This is a genomic window from Burkholderia sp. L-4, assembly GCF_056856535.1.
Genome location: NZ_JBXEOX010000002.1, coordinates 1,509,081 through 1,527,292 on the forward strand (window position 1 = coordinate 1,509,081; position 18,212 = coordinate 1,527,292).

At 67.5% G+C, this 18,212-nt stretch carries 16 protein-coding genes; 15 read left to right on the forward strand and 1 reads right to left on the reverse strand.

Annotation, left to right across the window (positions count from 1 at the left end; all coding sequences use genetic code 11):
* Window positions 1–141 precede the first annotated feature (141 nt).
* From AC1VVG_RS23720 to AC1VVG_RS23755, 8 genes are all read left to right on the forward strand, one after another.
* Window positions 142–495 carry a YciI family protein gene (locus AC1VVG_RS23720; protein WP_034185688.1) on the forward strand — a complete coding sequence of 118 codons (354 nt, stop codon included), beginning with the start codon at window positions 142–144 and terminating at the stop codon, window positions 493–495.
* 125 nt (window positions 496–620) lie between these two features.
* Complete coding sequence (locus AC1VVG_RS23725; protein ID WP_034185689.1) at window positions 621–1,040, forward strand: YciI family protein; 420 nt, start codon at window positions 621–623, stop codon at window positions 1,038–1,040.
* 38 nt (window positions 1,041–1,078) lie between these two features.
* Window positions 1,079–1,495: a VOC family protein gene (locus tag AC1VVG_RS23730; RefSeq protein WP_034185690.1), complete on the forward strand. Its 417-nt coding sequence runs from the start codon at window positions 1,079–1,081 to the stop codon at window positions 1,493–1,495.
* Window positions 1,492–2,760: an RNA polymerase sigma factor gene (locus AC1VVG_RS23735; RefSeq protein WP_049029219.1), complete on the forward strand. Its 1,269-nt coding sequence runs from the start codon at window positions 1,492–1,494 to the stop codon at window positions 2,758–2,760. The genes AC1VVG_RS23730 and AC1VVG_RS23735 overlap by 4 nt, the downstream gene beginning before the upstream one ends.
* 226 nt (window positions 2,761–2,986) lie before the next feature.
* Entirely contained in the window at window positions 2,987–3,409 is a 423-nt protein-coding gene (locus tag AC1VVG_RS23740) for a rubrerythrin family protein (RefSeq protein ID WP_006497294.1), read from the forward strand.
* Window positions 3,410–3,531: 122 nt separating this feature from the next.
* Window positions 3,532–4,869 carry a heterodisulfide reductase-related iron-sulfur binding cluster gene (locus AC1VVG_RS23745; protein ID WP_482836429.1) on the forward strand — a complete coding sequence of 446 codons (1,338 nt, stop codon included), beginning with the start codon at window positions 3,532–3,534 and terminating at the stop codon, window positions 4,867–4,869.
* 28 nt (window positions 4,870–4,897) lie between these two features.
* On the forward strand, window positions 4,898–5,479 hold the full coding sequence (locus AC1VVG_RS23750; protein WP_482836430.1) for a DUF3501 family protein: 582 nt from the start codon (window positions 4,898–4,900) through the stop codon (window positions 5,477–5,479).
* 704 nt (window positions 5,480–6,183) lie between these two features.
* On the forward strand, window positions 6,184–7,125 hold the full coding sequence (locus tag AC1VVG_RS23755; RefSeq protein ID WP_034185693.1) for a DUF6566 family protein: 942 nt from the start codon (window positions 6,184–6,186) through the stop codon (window positions 7,123–7,125).
* 147 nt (window positions 7,126–7,272) lie between these two features.
* Here AC1VVG_RS23755 and AC1VVG_RS23760 read toward each other — a convergent pair whose 3' ends face one another.
* Complete coding sequence (locus tag AC1VVG_RS23760; protein ID WP_124609068.1) at window positions 7,273–8,799, reverse strand: mannose-1-phosphate guanylyltransferase/mannose-6-phosphate isomerase; 1,527 nt, start codon at window positions 8,797–8,799, stop codon at window positions 7,273–7,275.
* Window positions 8,800–9,227: 428 nt separating this feature from the next.
* Here AC1VVG_RS23760 and AC1VVG_RS23765 point away from each other — a divergent pair, with 428 nt between their 5' ends.
* The 7 genes from AC1VVG_RS23765 (at window position 9,228) to AC1VVG_RS23795 (ending at window position 18,203) form a co-directional block, all read left to right on the forward strand.
* Complete coding sequence (locus AC1VVG_RS23765) at window positions 9,228–10,601, forward strand: undecaprenyl-phosphate glucose phosphotransferase (protein ID WP_034185967.1); 1,374 nt, start codon at window positions 9,228–9,230, stop codon at window positions 10,599–10,601.
* 63 nt (window positions 10,602–10,664) lie between these two features.
* Window positions 10,665–12,077, forward strand: coding sequence for a UDP-glucose dehydrogenase family protein (locus AC1VVG_RS23770; protein WP_059558449.1), 1,413 nt, complete (start codon window positions 10,665–10,667; stop codon window positions 12,075–12,077).
* Window positions 12,078–12,107: 30 nt separating this feature from the next.
* On the forward strand, window positions 12,108–12,551 hold the full coding sequence (locus AC1VVG_RS23775; protein ID WP_034185696.1) for a low molecular weight protein-tyrosine-phosphatase: 444 nt from the start codon (window positions 12,108–12,110) through the stop codon (window positions 12,549–12,551).
* Complete coding sequence (locus AC1VVG_RS23780) at window positions 12,545–13,723, forward strand: polysaccharide biosynthesis/export family protein (protein ID WP_034185697.1); 1,179 nt, start codon at window positions 12,545–12,547, stop codon at window positions 13,721–13,723. Before AC1VVG_RS23775 ends, AC1VVG_RS23780 begins: the two co-directional genes overlap by 7 nt.
* A 50-nt stretch (window positions 13,724–13,773) precedes the next feature.
* Entirely contained in the window at window positions 13,774–15,999 is a 2,226-nt protein-coding gene (locus AC1VVG_RS23785; RefSeq protein ID WP_034185698.1) for a polysaccharide biosynthesis tyrosine autokinase, read from the forward strand.
* A gap of 64 nt (window positions 16,000–16,063) precedes the next feature.
* A complete protein-coding gene (locus tag AC1VVG_RS23790; RefSeq protein WP_034185699.1) occupies window positions 16,064–17,023 on the forward strand; it encodes a glycosyltransferase family 2 protein in 960 nt (319 codons plus the stop codon).
* A 43-nt stretch (window positions 17,024–17,066) separates the two neighbouring features.
* Window positions 17,067–18,203: a glycosyltransferase family 4 protein gene (locus AC1VVG_RS23795; RefSeq protein WP_034185700.1), complete on the forward strand. Its 1,137-nt coding sequence runs from the start codon at window positions 17,067–17,069 to the stop codon at window positions 18,201–18,203.
* The last annotated feature ends 9 nt before the right edge of the window (window positions 18,204–18,212 follow it).

Below are 18,212 nucleotides of genomic sequence, written 5' to 3' on the forward strand. Positions count from 1 at the left end.
CGGCCGAATTGGCCGTCAGGCCAGTGCCGATCGGCCAACGATGTCGGCCGGCCGCATCGCGGCTGTTACGCTTTCGCATCGGGTGCCGCGTGCCGATCGCGCGGCGAACGCTGCCGCGCCCCGTCCCCACAGGAGAAATCCATGTCTTACATGCTGTTGATTGTCGAACCGACCGAACAGCGCGCCGAGCGCACGCTCGACGAAGGTCAGGCGCTGTACGCGCGGATGGTCGATTTCGCCGAGACGTTGAAGGCGCGCGGCGTGCTGCGCGGCGTCGAGTCGCTGGAGCGCTCCGAGCGCGGCACGCGCGTGCAGGTGCGGGACGGCGAGACGCGCCTGCTCGACGGCCCGTTCGCGGAGGCAAAGGAAATGGTCGGCGGCTTCTTCCTCGTCGATGTCGACACGCGCGAAGAGGCGATCGAGATCGCGCGCCAGTGCCCGGCCGCGCAATGGTGCACGGTCGAGGTTCGGGCGGTGGGGCCGTGCTTCCTGTAACGACGGCGACTCGGTATTTACCCTGATGCGTCGCGGCGCGTGTCGATCCGGCCGTCTTTCGTCCGTCGTCCGGATAAGGCCCCGATGAACGGGCGCCTCCTGCCATCGACGACAAGGAGTAAACGATGCGATTCATGATCATGATCCGGGCGAACGCCGTCAGCGAATCCGACGCGTTGCCGGACAACCGGCTGGTCGAGGCCATGACCGTCTATCACGAGGAACTGGCCAAGGCCGGCGTGCTGCTCGACGCGAACGGGCTGCGGCCGAGCGCGCGCGGCTGGCGCGTGCGCTACACGGGCGGCAAGGGCACGGTGGTCGACGGGCCGTTTGCCGAAACGAAGGAACTGATCGCCGGTTACACGCTGATCCAGGTGCGTTCGCGCGACGAGGCGCTCGAATGGACGCGGCGGTTTCCCGCGCCGTTCGGTGCCGAGATGGATTGCGAGATCGAGGTGCGGCCGCTGTTCGAACTCGACGACCTCACGCCGAGCGATGCGGTCGAGCGGTTCCGCGATCTCCACGTCGGCCGCGCCGGCGCCTGAGCGTCCACGTCGATCCAACTTCACCGGGAGCACCCGTCATGCACAAGATGGTCTTCATCAACCTGCCCGTGGCCGACCTGCCGCGCTCGAAGGCGTTCTACCAGGCCCTCGGCTTCGAAGTCGTGCCGGCCTATACCAACGACCAGGCCGCCTGCATCAAGATCAGCGACACGATCTTCGCGATGCTGCTCGTGCGGCCGTTCTTCCAGACCTTTACCGGCAAGACGATCATCGATCCGGCGACGCAGGTGCAGGTGCTGTCGTGCCTGTCGTGCGACAGCCGCGCCGAGGTCGACGCGATCGTCGCGAAGGCGCTCGCGGCCGGCGGCTCCGCGCCGCAGGCCCCGCGCGAGTATCCGAACATGTACGGCCACGGGTTCGACGATCCGGACGGCCACGCATGGGAGCTGATGGCCATGCCGCTGGACGCGTCGGGCCAGGGGCAGGCGTCGTGACGCTTGAGGCGACGCATCGTGCGATCGAAGCGGTCTGGCGGATCGAGGCGCCGAAGATCATCGCGCGTGCCGCGCGCGTGGTGCGCGACGTCGGCGTGGCCGAGGAACTGGCGCAGGACACGCTCGTCGCGGCGCTCGAACACTGGCCCGTCGACGGCGTGCCCGACAATCCGGCCGCGTGGCTGATGACGGCCGTGAAGCGCCGCGCGCTCGACCGTGTCCGGCAGGAGTCGCTGCATGCGGCGAAGCGCGACCAGCTCGGTCACGAGATGGACGCGCTCGAAGCGCACGTCGTCCCCGACATCGCGGAGGCGCTCGCCGACGCGAGCGAGGACGACATCGGCGACGACCTGCTGCGGCTGATCTTCACGTCGTGCCACCCGGTGCTGTCGACCGATGCGCGGGTCGCGCTGACGCTGCGGCTGCTCGGCGGGCTGACGACCGGCGAGATCGCGCGTGCGTTCCTGACGCCCGAGCCGACGATCGCGCAGCGGATCGTGCGGGCAAAGCGCACGCTGTCGGCCGCGCACGTGCCGTTCGAGGTGCCGGCCGCCGATGCACGGCCGGCACGGCTCGCGTCGGTGCTCGAAGTGATCTACCTCGTGTTCAACGAAGGCCATGCGGCGACCGCCGGCGACGACTGGACGCGTCCGGCGCTGTGCGACGAAGCGCTGCGGCTCGGCCGCGTGCTGGCCGGGCTCGCGCCGGACGAGAGCGAAGTGCTCGGGCTCGTCGCGCTGATGGAACTGCAGGCGTCGCGCATGCATGCGCGCACCGATGCGCAGGGCCGACCCGTGCTGCTGCTCGATCAGGATCGCAGCCGCTGGGATCCGCTGCTGATCCGGCGCGGCCTCGCGGCGCTGGAGCGGGCGACCAAGCTCGGCGGCGTGCGCGGGCCGTATGCGCTGCAGGCCGCGCTGGCGGCCTGCCATGCGCGTGCGCGGCAGGCGTCGGATACCGACTGGGCGCAGATCGTCGCGCTGTACGACGCGCTCGCCGAGGTTGCCCCGTCGCCGGTCGTCGAGTTGAATCGCGCGGTGGCGGTGGGGATGGCGTTCGGGCCGGCCGCGGCACTCGACATCGTCGATGCGTTGCGCGACGATCCCGCGCTCGCGCGTTATCACTGGCTGCCGAGCGTGCGCGGCGACCTGCTGGCCAAGCTCGGCCGCACCGACGAAGCCCGGCTGGAGTTTCGGCGCGCGGCGGACATGACGCGCAACGCGCGCGAACGCGAATTACTGCTCAAGCGCGCGACCGATGCCTGACGCATGAGGCATGACCCACGCGGAGCGCGCCGAACGCATGGTCCCGACGCCACCCGCGCCCCCCCCCCGACACTATCGCGCGCATTGAAAAAGCCTATTGGGGGATGCGAACGCGAGCGCCTAGATTGAAGAGCACGATGTGCGCGCCCCGGCACACGCATCGTTCCCCACATACTTCATCGGCCCGGCTTCGCACGCGGCCGCGCCGACTCGAACGGAGGCGCAAATGGCTCAACTCAAGGGCAGCAAAACCGAAGAGAACCTGAAGGCCGCATTCGCGGGTGAATCGCAGGCGAACCGGCGCTATCTGTATTTCGCTTCGAAGGCCGACGTCGAAGGGCAGAACGACGTCGCCGCGCTGTTCCGCTCGACCGCCGAAGGCGAAACGGGCCATGCGCACGGCCATCTCGAATACCTGGAAGCGGTCGGCGATCCGGCCACGGGCTTGCCGTTCGGTTCGTCGCGGCTGAATCTCGAATCGGCGATCGCCGGCGAGACGCACGAATACACCGACATGTATCCGGGCATGGCGAAGACCGCGCGGGACGAAGGCTTCGACGAAATCGCGAACTGGTTCGAAACGCTGGCGAAAGCCGAACGCAGCCACGCGAACCGCTATACGAAGGCGCTGGACAGTCTCGTCGACTGACGGGCCGCCGCGGGCCGCACGGCATCGCCGCGCGTCCGGCATGCGGCCGGCCGTTCGTTCATCGCTGCCCGCCGCGCGCGGGCGGCGCGCTCGCGCGCATGCGCGCCACGCTGGAGCGCCCCATGCCCCACAAGGAAGGCAGTCTCGAAGCCCCGACCCGGCATCCGCTCGACTGGCAGTCCGATGCGTTCTACGACCAGGCCGCGATCGATGCGGAAATGACGCGCGTGTTCGACATCTGCGCCGGGTGCCGGCGTTGCGTGTCGCTGTGCGGCGCGTTTCCGGCGCTGTTCGACCTGGTCGACGACACGCCGATGGGCGACATCGAGGAAGTGCCGAAGGCAGCGTTCGGCAAGGTCGTCGACCAGTGTTATTTGTGCGACCTCTGCTACATGACGAAATGCCCGTACGTGCCGCCGCACGCATGGAACGTCGACTTCCCGCACCTGATGCTGCGCGGCAAGGCCGCGCGCTACCGGCGCGGCGAAGTGGCGTTGCGCGACAAGGTGCTGTCGAATACCGATGCGCTCGGTCATTTCGCGGGCATTCCGATCGTCACGCAGGCCGTCAACGCGGTGAACCGCACGCCGCCCGCCCGCCACGCGCTCGAAGCGGCGCTCGGCGTCGATCGCGACGCATGGCTGCCGGAGTTCGCGCCGTGCAAGTTCCGGCGCGCCGCGCAGCGCTCCGGCAACCCGCCCGTGCGCGACGGTGAACGCACGCCCGGCAAGGTCGCGATCTACGCGACGTGCTACGTGAATTTCAACGAACCGGGCATCGGCCACGATCTGCTCGCGATCCTCGCGCATAACGACATCCCGTACGAACTCGTCGCGCGCGAAGCCTGCTGCGGCATGCCGCTGCTCGAGCAGGGCAACCTCGCGGGCGTGGCCGCGAAGAAGGCCGCGAACATCCCGGTGCTCGAACGCTATGCGCGCGAAGGCTACGCGCTGATCGGCGCGATTCCGAGCTGCGTGCTGATGTACAAGAGCGAGCTGCCGCTGATGTTCCCCGGCGACGACGCGGTGCGCGCGGTGGCCAATGCGTTCTGGGATCCGTTCGAATACGTGATCGCGCGCCATCGCGACGGGCTGCTGAAGACCGATTTCAAGACCGGCCTCGGCACCGTGTCGTATCACGTGCCGTGCCATGCGCGCGTGCAGAACATCGGCCGCAAGACCGCCGACGCGCTGTCGCTCGTGCCCGATACGCGCGTGAACGTCGTCGAGCGTTGCTCGGGGCATGCGGGCACGTTCGGCGTGAAGAAGGAATTCCATGCGGACGCGATGCGGATCGGCGCACCCGTGTTCAAGGCGATGGCCGAGCCGCGGCCGGACGTCGTGTCGTCCGACTGCGCGCTGGCCGGCCATCACATCGTGCAGGGCATCGACGAGAAGGGGCTGCCGTCCGCGCCGCTCGCGCATCCGCTCACGCTGCTGCGCCGCGCCTACGGCGTCTGACGACGCCCGCCATCCTCGAGGACCTCTCATGACGCTGACCCGCGACTCCCTGCTGACGCTCGAGGCGTACGCGAAGATCCGCCGGACCGAACACGCGCGGCTCGTCGCGTACAAGCGCCGCCGCGCGGTGGCGCTCGGCAACCATCTGCGCTTCCTGTTCGAGGACGAGACGACGATCCGCTATCAGATCCAGGAGATGCTGCACATCGAGAAGATCTTCGACGAGGCAGGCATCGAAGGCGAGCTGGACGCGTATCTGTCGCTGATACCCGACGGCACCAACCTGAAGGCGACGATGCAGATCGAATACGAGCACGAGGCCGAGCGGCGCGCGGCGCTCGCGCGGCTGATCGGCGTCGAGGATCGCGTGTACGTGCGGGTCGACGGGCATGCGAGCGTCTACGCGATCGCCGACGAGGATCTCGAGCGCGACACCGCCGAGAAGACGTCGGCCGTGCACTTCGTGCGTTTCGAACTCGACGCGCCGATGCGCGCGGCGCTCAAGGGCGGGGCAGCGCTGTCGATCGGCTGCGATCATCCTGCCTATACGATGCCGCCGCAGCGCATCGACGCGGACGTGACCGCATCGCTGGCCGGCGACCTGCGCTGACCGAGCGCCGCGCGTCCCACGCGCCCGGTTTCCGCCGTTCCGTTCCGACCCGAAACAGGGGGCCGCCCGGCTGTCGCCGCGAAGATGTAACACGCGTCACGAATTTGCACGTGGAGACATACCGTGCATCGCGCGTCACCGCCCTTTCATCACTCGCAGAGAAACAATATCAAGATTGTGTACGAAGATAATCACGGCGAACGGAAATTGAATGATTTACCGATTCGTGAATCTCTTGTTACGAATTTTCCCATGATTTACCGATTTTAGGCAGCAGTTCCGGCGATTGTTGCCGGCAAGGGTCGGACCAGCCTGTAACCGGTTATTTCAAGCCATTCTTCATACCCTGTAGAGCCCCGCCAGGCGGGCCTTTGCAGCGACGGGCATAAAGATCTCGCAAAAAAATTCAAGCGTAAATGGATTGCGCATCAATGGCAGGTTGTTTCAGTGCGTAACATTAAGTCATTGTCATATTGAGATAAACCCTGAGGATGGTATGCTTCGTGCACAAAAATTCCCACATTGGAGTGAGACCGTGATTTGTGCGCCATTGCCGGGAATCACGGCACCGTAAAAGTGCGGTGCCGAGCCGGCATGCACAACACCGGATAACCATAATGTGCAACCTGGCCGCCCCCGCGACGCGAAGTGTCGCAATGGCGCCGCCAATCGCAGCCCGGCCTGGCTGCGTGGAGAGATCTACTATGTTCTTCGATGAGCTTAACGATGAAGAGTGGTTTCGTCTTTCAACGCTGATCGCCGATGAACCCATCCGGCTGAATCGTCGCGGGCGTCCGCGTGCCGAACCGCGCGTCGTCGCCAATGCGGTGCTCTGGATCCTGACGACCGGTGAAGCCTGGTCCAAGCTGCCCGGCCGCTATCCGTCCGGGCCGACGTGCCGACGCCGCTACGAGGAGTGGCTTGCGAACGGCACGCTGCTGCAGATGATCGACGTGCTGACCCAGTTCAGCGGGCGCACGTTCGCGTATATTCCGCCGCCGCCGGTGCCTGTGGTTCCCGCGCGCCGTGTGGAATCCGTGCCCGACAACGATCGCTTGCGCGGCGTGTTCTGGCAAAACCCCGAGTCGTGGCAATTGCCGGTCGCTCAGGCAAACGTTTGGGAGGGCGAAGGCGCGTCGGTCAGCGCGAGGCAGGACGATGCGGTGATCGACCGGTCCGACGCATCGTTCGTGGTGCCCGGCGCGCCGTCGACGGAGTTGCGTCATGCGCATGTGTCGTCGGCGAGCTTCGCCGCGGCCGAACCGCAAGTCGACTCGTATCGCGGCTATACGATCAGCGGCACCGCGCAGCCGGTGCAGAACCTGATGTATCGCGCGTGGGCCGAGATCTCGCAGGACGACCGGCGCGTGGAACGCTCGGGCCTGATCGGCCCGCGCTTTACCGACGCCGAGGAAGCCGAGCAGTACGCGCTCGACTGGGCGCGCCAGTGGATCGATCGCCACGGCGCGAGCGACGAGCCGGCGCGCGCGCCGCAAAGCGAGGTGCTGGCCGGTCTGTCGGCGCTGTCGCGTGCGGAGTCCGACATCAAGCGCTTCATCGCCGAGCGTCATACCGGTGCGCTGACCGAAAGCCGCAACGATCCGGTGCAGTCGGAACGTCGCGAGTACGCGTACCGCGTCGGCTGATCGCGGTGCCGATGCGAGGCGCGGGCCGTCGTGTGCCACGACGCCCGCGCGTGCCTGCCCGGGTACGTTCGCGAGACCGTTGTCGGTGTGAACGGGCCTGGCCCCCGGGGCGCCGCCGTCGAAGCGGCGCCCCGGGCGTTTGATGCATCACTGGCGGCCGTAGGTATCGTCGAAGCGGACGATGTCGTCCTCGCCGAGATACGCGCCCGATTGCACTTCGATCAGTTCGAGCGGCATCTTGCCCGGGTTCTCCAGGCGGTGCGAGACGCCGAGCGGGATGTAGGTCGATTCGTTTTCGGACAGCAGGAACGTTTCGTCGCCGCGCGTGATGCGCGCGGTGCCGCGCACGACGATCCAGTGTTCGGCGCGGTGGTGATGCATCTGCAGCGACAGTTGCGCGCCCGGCTTCACGACGATGCGTTTCACCTGGAAGCGCTCGCCCATGTCGACCGAGTCGTAGTGGCCCCACGGGCGATGCACCTTGCGGTGATCGGTGGCTTCCGCGCCGCGCTGCGCCTTGATGCGGCCGACGATTTTCTTCACGTCCTGCACGCGCGACTTGTCCGCGACGAGCACCGCGTCGGGCGTTTCGACGACGACGAGGTTGTGCGTGCCGACGCAGGCGACGAGCCGGCTTTCCGAATGCGCGAAAGTCGATTCGGCGCCTTCGAACAGCACATGGCCGCGGCCGACGTTCTGCGCATCGTCCTTCGGCGAGATCTGCCAGATCGCGTCCCACGACCCGACGTCCGACCAGCCGGCGTCGAGCGGCACGACCACGCTTTCGCACAGTTGCGGCAGGCTCGCGAGCGGCTCCATCACCGCGTAGTCGATCGAGTTCGACGGCGACGCGGCGAACGCCTCGCGATCGACACGGAAGAAATCGCCGTCGTCCTTGCCCTGGGCGACGGCCGTTTCGCACGCGGCGTAGATCGCCGGCTCGAGCTGGCGGATCGCCTTCAGCCAGACCGACGCGCGCACGATGAAGATCCCGCTGTTCCACCAGTATTCGCCCGATGCGACGTACTGCTGGGCGAGTTCGAGGTGCGGCTTCTCGACGAAACGGTCGAGGCGGCGCACGTCGAGGCTGCCGGTCGCGGCGTCGCCGAGCGGCGCGCCCACGCGGATGTAGCCGTAGCCGGTCTCCGCGTGCTTCGGCACGATGCCCATCGTCGCGATCTTGCCTTGCGCGGCGCAGTGCACGCCGGCCGCGACCGCTGCATGAAAGCGCGGCAGGTCGGCGACCGCGTGGTCGGCCGGCATCACCGTCATCACCGCATCGTTGCCGCCGGCGACGAGCCGCAGCGCGGCCAGCGTGAGCGCGGGCGCGGTGTCGCGGCCGAGCGGCTCGAGCATGATCGTCGCGCGCTTGGCCGTCAGGCGCAGCTGTTCGGCGGTCGTGAAGCGGTGATCCTCGCCGCACACGATCAGCACGTCGTCGTTCAGCGGATGGTCGGCCGCGAGGCCGTCGAGGCGCAGGGCGGTCGACTGCAGCAGCGAATGATCGCCGAGCAGGCCGATCAGCTGTTTCGGAAAACGTTCGCGCGACATCGGCCACAGGCGTGTGCCGGAGCCGCCGGCAAGAATCACCGGTTGCACCGCGAGGCGCGTGCCGGCGGCGGGGGCGGCGGAAGAAGCATGGCGCGTTTCGGCTGCCACGGCCGGAGCATTCATGATGGCACTCTCCACGGTTGAAGTCAGTGCCTGTCGTTGTAGCATGAAGTAAATCGACAATAAAACCGGGCCCATTGCCTGATATTCATCGGGCATTCATCTGGAAAAATTTTCCGCGCTAGCATCGGATGCAAATAAAAAAATAAAAAATAATTCCGTGTGCCGGCGGCTGGCGCTTGCCTGTAAAGGGATTGAGCCGAACGTAAAGTTTCCGAAAAATTCTCGATTTCAGATCGATTCGGGAAAACGTGCCGAATTAATTCAAAAAGTTAGCGGCAAGAATTTCCGATTATTTTTCGAAATACTTGTGCGCTTGAGGGGGGATTTTCTTGTCGCTTCAATAGCGTCATGCAACGTTTGAATCGAAGGTGCGGCACGGGTCGCACGAGGAGCTGTTCGGCAAACGCCTGTTCAAAGAGGAAGCGGACATGTTGAGCGTGCTGGCGAGAGTCATCGATATCGCGATGGTCGTAGCGGGGGCGCTGATCGCCGCCGCGCTGCACGACGGCAGTATCTGGCTCAACGACCTGCAGCGCACGACGGTGCTGTTCGACTGCCTGCTCGTCGTCGTGTTCTTTCCGGCCATCGGCATTTACCAGTCGTGGCGCGGCAAGCGTCTCGTCGGGCTGGTGGGCCGGGTCGCGTTCGCGTGGCTCGTGGTCGAGCTCGCGGGCATCCTGATGAGCTTCAGCTTTCACCAGTCGGGCGAACTGTCGCGGCTGTGGCTCGGCTACTGGGCGCTCGTGACGATGGCGCTGCTCGCCGGCTCGAAGACGTGCGTGCACGTCGTGCTGCGGCAGCTGCGTCGCGGCGGCTACAACCTGAAGGCGGTCGCGATCGTCGGCGGTACGCCGGCGGCGCGGCGGCTGATCGCGCAGATGCGGGCGCGGCCGGAAGCCGGTTTCAACCCGGTGTGCGTGTACGACGAAAGCGAGGCGCCGGGCGAAGTCGCGCTCGACGACGTGCGCATCGAGCGGCAGTTCGAATCGCTGGTGTGGCTGGTGCGCAGCCGCGCGATCAGCGAGCTGTGGCTCACGCTGCCGATCACGGAGGAGCGCCGGATTCACCAGATCGTGACGGTGTTCCGCCACGACTTCGTGAATATCCGCTTCATCCCGGACGTGCGCACGCTGTCGTTCTTCAACCAGGAAGTGGTCGAGGTGCTCGGCGTGCCGGCGATCAACCTCGCGGCGTCGCCGATCACCGACGTGCGGATCCTGCCGAAGTTCGTGTTCGACCGGCTGTTCGCGCTGGCGGCGCTCACGGCGCTCGCGCCGGTGATGGTGCTGATCGCGGCCCTGATCAAGCTGACGTCGCGCGGGCCGGTGTTCTTTCGCCAGAAGCGCAAGGGCATCGACGGGCACGAGTTCGAGATCTACAAGTTTCGCTCGATGAAGGTGCATCAGGAAGTGGCCGGGCAAGTCACGCAGGCGACGAAGAACGACACGCGCGTGACGCCGGTCGGCCGGTTCCTGCGCCGCACGAGCCTCGACGAGCTGCCGCAGTTCATCAACGTGCTGAAGGGCGAGATGTCGGTCGTCGGCCCGCGCCCGCATGCGCTCGCGCACGACGACATCTACAAGGATCTGGTCAAGGGCTACATGTTCCGCTACCGGATCAAGCCGGGCATCACCGGGTGGGCGCAGATCAACGGCTATCGCGGCGAGACCGACCAGATCGAGAAGATGATGGGGCGCGTGAAGCTCGATCTGTACTACATGCAGAACTGGTCGTTCTGGCTCGACATCAAGATCGTCGTGCTGACGCTCTGGAAAGGCTTTACCGGCAGCAACGCGTACTGACGCGCCGCGCAGGCGTTCCGGTTTTACGAATTTCGAATCATTGGTCACGAGGTCCGACACATCATGAATCTGACTATCATCGGCAGCGGTTACGTAGGTCTTGTCACCGGCGCCTGTCTCGCCGACATCGGGCACGACGTGTTCTGTCTCGACGTCGACCAGGCAAAGATCGACGTCCTGAACAACGGCGGCGTGCCGATCCACGAACCGGGCCTGAAGGAAGTCATCGCGCGCAACCGCGCGGCCGGCCGCCTGCGCTTCTCGACCGACGTCGAGGCCGCGGTCGCGCACGGCGATGTGCAGTTCATCGCCGTCGGCACGCCGCCCGACGAGGACGGCTCGGCGGACCTGCAGTACGTGCTCGCGGCCGCGCGCAACATCGGCCGCTACATGACGGGCTTCAAGGTGATCGTCGACAAGTCGACGGTGCCGGTCGGCACGGCCGAGCGCGTGCGCGCGGCGGTTGCCGAGGAGCTCGCGAAGCGCGGCGGCGACCAGATGTTCTCGGTCGTGTCGAATCCGGAATTCCTGAAGGAAGGCGCGGCCGTCGACGATTTCACGCGTCCGGACCGCATCGTGATCGGCTGCGACGACGACGTGCCGGGCGAGCGCGCCCGCGAACTGATGAAGAAGCTGTACGCGCCGTTCAACCGCAACCACGAACGCACGCTGTACATGGACGTGCGCTCGGCCGAGTTCACGAAGTACGCGGCCAACGCGATGCTCGCGACGCGCATCTCGTTCATGAACGAGCTGGCGAACCTCGCGGACCGCTTCGGCGCGGACATCGAGGCCGTGCGCCGCGGGATCGGCTCCGATCCGCGCATCGGCTATCACTTCCTGTATGCCGGCTGCGGCTACGGCGGCTCGTGCTTCCCGAAGGACGTCGAGGCGCTGATCCGCACGGCCGACGAGCACGGGCAGGCGCTGCAGATCCTGAAGGCCGTGTCGTCGGTCAACGCGACGCAAAAGCGCGTGCTCGCCGACAAGATCGTCGCGCGTTTCGGCGAGGACCTGACGGGCCGCACGTTCGCGATCTGGGGCCTGGCGTTCAAGCCGAACACCGACGACATGCGCGAAGCGCCGAGCCGCGAGCTGATCGCCGAGCTGCTGTCGCGCGGTGCGCGCATCGCCGCGTACGACCCGGTCGCGCAGCAGGAAGCGCGCCGCGTGATCGCGCTCGATCTCGCCGATCACCCGAGCTGGCTGGCGCGCCTGACCTTCGTCGACGACGAGGCGCAGGCCGCGCGCGACGCCGACGCGCTCGTGATCGTCACCGAATGGAAGATCTTCAAGAGCCCCGACTTCGTCGCGCTCGGCCGCCTGTGGAAAGCGCCGGTGATCTTCGACGGCCGCAACCTGTACGAGCCGGAGACGATGAGCGAGCAGGGCATCGAGTACCACCCGATCGGCCGGCCGGGCTCGCGCCAGGCCGTCGCCGCCCGCGTGCCCGGCGCCGCGCGCGCGAGTGCGTAACCCGTTTCCCGTCACTCGTTACGAGGCGCCATGTTCCGGAACATCCTGATCGTCTGCCACGCGAACGTCTGCCGCAGCCCGGCAGCGGAAATGCTGTTCAAGTCGCACGCCGCGTCGCGCGGCGGCCCGCGCCCGACCTTTCACTCGGCCGGCGTGCACGCGAATGACGGCGACGGCATCGATCCGGTGATGCGGCAACTGCTCGCCGAGCGGGGCGTCGATGCGACGACCCACCGCTCGCGGCGGCTGTCGCGCCGGCTGGTGCGCGACGCCGACCTGATTCTCGTCAGCGAGCGCGGACAGATCGCGGCCGTCGAATCGGTCGATCCGTTCGCGCGCGGCAAGGTCCACCTGCTCGGCAAGTGGGAAGGGGCCGAGATTGCCGACCCGCACGGCGGTCCCGAGGCCGACTACCGCGAGAGCTACTCACTGATCGAACGTCTGGTTCAAGGATGGCTACAGAAACTATGCTGAAACGCCCGATGCGCCCGGTGGCGCTTGCCGTCGCGCTGACGACTTTCCTGTCGGCCTGTGCAACCGCTCCCGGCAACTACCTCGACTCGTCGAACCTGAAGGACGAAGGCCGGCAGCAAGCCGCCGAAACCTATCCGGTGCATTACATCGACGCCAAAGTGGTGATGGACCAGCTGCAGAAGGCGCAGGTCGACCATCCGCTGCCGCCGGGACGTTACACCGACCCGTCGCAGTACACCTATCGCGTGGGCCCGCAGGACATCCTCGGCGTCACCGTGTGGGACCACCCCGAGCTGACGACGCCGCAGGGCCAGTCGTTCTCGAGCGGCGGCAACACGACGCAATCGGTCGCGGGCGCGCTGCAGCAGCCGTATACGACCGCGCTGCCGGGCCAGGCCGATCCGTATGGCCAGACGGTGGGCGCCGACGGCACGATCTTCTTCCCGTTCGTCGGCCGCGTGCGCGTGGCGGGCAAGACCGTCGCGCAGATCCGCGACGAGATGGCGTCCGGCCTGTCGCGCTACGTGAAGAATCCGCAGCTCGACGTGCGCGTGCTGTCGTTCCGCAGCCAGAAGGTGCAGGTGACGGGCGAGGTGAAGCAGCCGGGCCCGCTCGCGATGAGCGACGTGCCGCTGACGCTCGTCGACGCGATCTCGCGCTCGGGCGGCTCGACCAACGAGGCCGACCTGCAGCGCGTGCGCCTGACCCGCGACGGCAAGCTCTACACGCTCGACGCGAACGGCGTGCTCGATCGCGGCGAAGTCAACAAGAACGTGATGCTGCAGGCGGGCGACATCATCAACGTGCCGGACCGCAGCGACAGCCGTGTGTTCATCATGGGCGAGGTCAAGACGCCGGTCACGGTGCCGATGCTCAAGGGCCGGCTGACCATCGCCGACGCGCTGACCGCGGGCGGCGGCATCCTCGACACCGACGCGAACCCGCGCAAGATCTACGTGATGCGCGGGATGCGCGACAACCCGACGAAGCCCGAAGTGTTCCGTCTCGACATGACGCAACCCGATGCGCTGATGCTGTCGAGCCGCTTCCCGCTTCAACCGCTCGACGTCGTCTACGTCAGCACGGCCAGCTCGGTGCAGTTCAACCGTGTGCTGCAGCAGGTGCTGCCGACGATCCAGACGATCTTCTACATGCGGCAAATCACGCGCTGATAGCCCGCCGGGGCGGCGCCTCCGCCCCGGCACCACTCAAGCGGGAACGAATGGTGAACACGCAAGCGAAACACTCCTACGCGGATCTGTCCGTGAAAACCGAGGAAGAGGACGTCGTCCTCGGCCAGTTGCTCCAGGTGATCATGGACGACATCTGGCTGCTGCTCGGCATCGCGGTGACGGTCGTCGCGCTCGCCGGCCTCTACTGCTACGTGGCGAAGCCGGTGTACCAGGCCGACGTCCACGTGCGGGTCGAGAGCAACGACAACACGTCGCAGGCGCTCACGCAGACGCAGACCGGCGCGACGATCAACACCGGTCCGCAGCAGGCGCAGACCGATGCGGAAATCGAGATCATCAAGAGCCGCGGCGTCGTCGCGCCGGTGGTCGATCAGTTCAAGCTGAATTTCTCGATCGCGCCGAAGACGCTGCCGGTGATCGGCAGCCTCGCCGCGCGCCTCGCGACGGCGGGCGTGCCGTCGCGGCCGTGGCTCGGCCTGAAGTCGTATGCGTGGGGCGGCGAAGTCGCCGACGTCGATTCGATCAGCGTCGTGCCGGCGCTCGAAGGCAAGAAGCTGACGCTGACGGCCGGCCCGGACGGCACCTATTCGCTGGTCGACCCGAACGGGACGCGGCTGCTGTCGGGCCATGTCGGCGAAGCGGCGCAGGGCGGTGGCGTGACGCTGCTCGTGCAGAAGCTCGTCGCGCGCCCCGGCACGCAGTTCACGGTGGTCCGCTACAACGATCTCGACGCCATCAGCGGCTTCCAGGCCGGCATCCAGGTGACCGAGCAGGGCAAGCAGACGGGCGTCGTGCAGATCTCGCTCGAAGGCAAGGACCCGGACCAGACCGCCGCGATCGCGAACGCGCTCGCGCAGTCGTACCTGAACCAGCACGTGGTCGCGAAGCAGGCCGAGGCGACCAAGATGCTCGACTTCCTGAAGGGCGAGGAACCGCGCCTGAAGGCCGACCTCGAACGCGCGGAAGCCGCGCTGACGCAGTACCAGCGCACGTCGGGCTCGATCAACGCGAGCGACGAGGCGAAGGTCTACCTCGAAGGCAGCGTGCAGTACGAACAGCAGATCGCCGCGCAGCGCCTGCAGCTCGCGTCGCTCGCGCAGCGCTTCACCGATTCGCACCCGATGGTGATCGCGGCCAAGCAGCAGCTCGCGGAACTGCAGGGCGAGAAGGACAAGTTCAGCAACCGCTTCCGCAGCCTGCCGGCCACCGAAGTGAAGGCCGTCCAGCTCCAGCGCGACGCGAAGGTCGCCGAGGACATCTACGTGCTGCTGCTGAACCGCGTGCAGGAACTGTCGGTGCAGAAGGCCGGCACGGGCGGCAACATCCACCTCGTCGATTCGGCGCTGCGTCCGGGCGATCCGGTCAAGCCGAAGAAGGTGCTGATCCTGTCGGCGGCCGTGTTCCTGGGCCTGATCCTCGGCACGGGCGTGGTGTTCCTGCGCCGCAACCTGTTCCAGGGCATCGAGGATCCGGACCGCATCGAGCGCACGTTCAACCTGCCGCTGTACGGGCTGGTGCCGCAAAGCGCCGAGCAGGTGAAGCTCGACGCGGCGGCCGAGAAGGGCGGCGGCCGCGCGCGGCCGATCCTCGCGAGCCTGCGTCCGAAGGATCTCAGCGTCGAGAGCCTGCGCAGCCTGCGCACCGCGATGCAGTTCGCGATGATGGACGCGAAGAACCGCGTGATCGTGCTGACGGGCCCGACGCCGGGCATCGGCAAGAGTTTCCTGACGGTCAACCTCGCGGTGCTGCTCGCCCATTCGGGCAAGCGCGTGCTGCTGATCGACGCCGACATGCGCCGCGGCCTGCTCGACCGCTATTTCGGCCTGACCGCGCAGCCGGGCCTGTCCGAGTTGCTGAGCGACCAGGCGCCGCTCGAGGATGCCGTGCGCGAAACGCCGGTGCAGGGCCTGTCGTTCATCGCGGCCGGCACGCGTCCGCCGAACCCGTCGGAGCTGCTGATGTCGTCGCGCCTGCCGCAATACCTCGAAGGGCTCGGCAAGCGCTACGACGTCGTGCTGATCGATTCGCCGCCGGTGCTGGCGGTGACCGACGCGACCATCATCGGCCGCATGGCCGGCTCGACGTTCCTCGTGCTGCGCTCGGGCATGCATACCGAAGGCGAGATCGCCGATGCGATCAAGCGCCTGCGCACCGCGGGTGTCGACCTGGAAGGCGGGATCTTCAACGGCGTGCCGCCGAAGGCGCGCGGCTACGGCCGCGGTTATGCGGCCGTGCATGAATACCTGAGCGCCTGATCCGTCTGGCGCGTAACCGGGCGGGCGGCGCGTGCTGCCCGCCCGGCCGACTGGAGAACCATCGATGAAAATTTCCGTGCTCGTTCCGACCTACCGGCGTCCCGCCGACCTCGCGCGCTGCCTGCTGGCGCTGCAGCGGCAGCAGCGGCTGCCCGACGAGGTGATCGTCGTCGCGCGCCCGGAGGACGACGCCACGCACGAGCGGCTCGCCGATCCGGCGGTCGGCGGCGCGCTGCCGCTGCGCGTCGTGCCGGTCGACGTGCCGGGGCAGGTCGCCGCGCTGAACAAGGGGCTCGATTCCGCGACCGGCGACATCGTGGCCATCACCGACGACGATGCGGCGCCGCATCGCGACTGGCTCGCCCGCGTCGAAGCGGTATTCGAGGCCGATCCGCGCGTGGGCGCGGTCGGCGGGCGCGACTGGGTCCACGAGAAAGGCCGCGTGCTCGACGAATCGCGCGAACGCGTCGGCCAGCTCACGCTGTCCGGCAAGATCGTCGGCAATCATCACCTCGGCGTCGGCGGCGCGCGCGAAGTCGACATGCTGAAAGGCGCGAACATGAGCTACCGCCGCGCCGCGATCGAGCGGTTGCGCTTCGACACGCGGCTGCGCGGCGCCGGTGCGCAGGTGCACAACGACATGGGCTTCAGCATGCGCGTGCAGCGCGACGGCTGGACGCTCGTCTACGACCCGGCGATCGCGGTCGATCATTTTCCGGCCGAGCGTTTCGACGACGACCGGCGCGATGCCGCGTCGCTGAATGCGATCAGCAACGGCGCGTACAACATGCACCTGATCCTGCGCGAGCACCTGCCGCCGCTGCGGCGCGAGATCGCATGGTGGTGGTGGGCGCTGGTCGGCACGCGCGTCTACCCGGGCTTCGCGCACGTGCTGCTGTCGCTGCATACGGCGAAGCGCGAGCGGATCCGCGAGCACTGGCGCGCGGTGCGCCGTGGCGCGCGCGATGCCCGCCGCGCGAACCTTGCCCCCCACCATGCGGCGATGCCGCCGGTGACGTCTTGAACGGCCCGCGCGCCTCGCGCGCGGCCACCCCCGGAGGGCTCGCATGACTGCAACGAACGTCCATGTCCATCTGTTTTACGGCGCCGATCCGCGTACCTACCGGAAAGGCGAGAACATCGGCTGTCTGTACGGCTATCACCACGCCGAATCCGACGAGTTCCGGCTGACCTATTCGCAGGACGGCGGCGAGAACCGCGTCGCCAGCCTTGCACGCCGCGCGCTGAAGGCGGCGCTCGGCTTCGACGTCGTGCATGCGTGGCGCAATCGCGCCGCGCTGCTGAACACCGACGTGATCTGGACGCATACGGAACAGGAGCATCTGGCGGCGGCGCTGGTCCTCAAGCTCGCCGGTACGCGGGGCAAGCGGCCGCTGCTGCTCGCGCAGAGCGTGTGGCTGTTCGACAAGTGGGACAGTTTCGGCGGTCCGCGCCGCTGGCTGTACCGCAAGCTGCTCAAGCGCGCCGACGCGCTGACCACGCTGGCGCGCGACAACGCCGAGCTGTGCCGTCGTTATCTCGGTCGCGAAGCCGAGTTCGTCTACTACGGGCTGAACACCCAGGATTTTCCGCCGGCCGAGCCGCGGCAGTGGACACCGAACCAGCCGCTGCGGATCGCGGCGATCGGCAACGACCGCGACCGCGACTGGCGCACGTTCCTCGCCGCGTTCGGCGGCGACGCGCGCTACGACGTGCGGCTCGCGACGCGCCGCCGCGTGCCGCGCGAGTGGCATGCGCCGAACGTGAAGATCGGCTCGGCGTCGGGGCTGGCGAAGCAGCACGAGCTGTACGCGTGGGCCGACGTGATCGTCGTGCCGTTGCGGCCGAATTTCCATGCGTCGGGTATCACCGTGATGCTCGAGGCGGCGGCCGTCGGCAAGCCGATGATCGTGTCCGACGTCGGCGGTCTCAGCGACTACTTTCCGCACGATACGGCCGCGTATGTGCCGGCGTTCGACGCGCCGGCGATGCGTCAGGCCGCGGACCGCTTCGTCGCCGATCCGGCGGCGGCGCTCGATTGCGCGCGGGCCGCCGCCGCGTGCCTGCGCGATCGCGACCTGACCACGCAGGCGTTCGCCGAGCAGCACGTGCGGATCACGCGCGACATGCTGCGCCGGCGCCGCACGCCGGCGGCCGCGGGGCTGGCGATGCCGCTCGCCGATTCGCGCCCGTCGTCGCGGTGAGAGCGGATC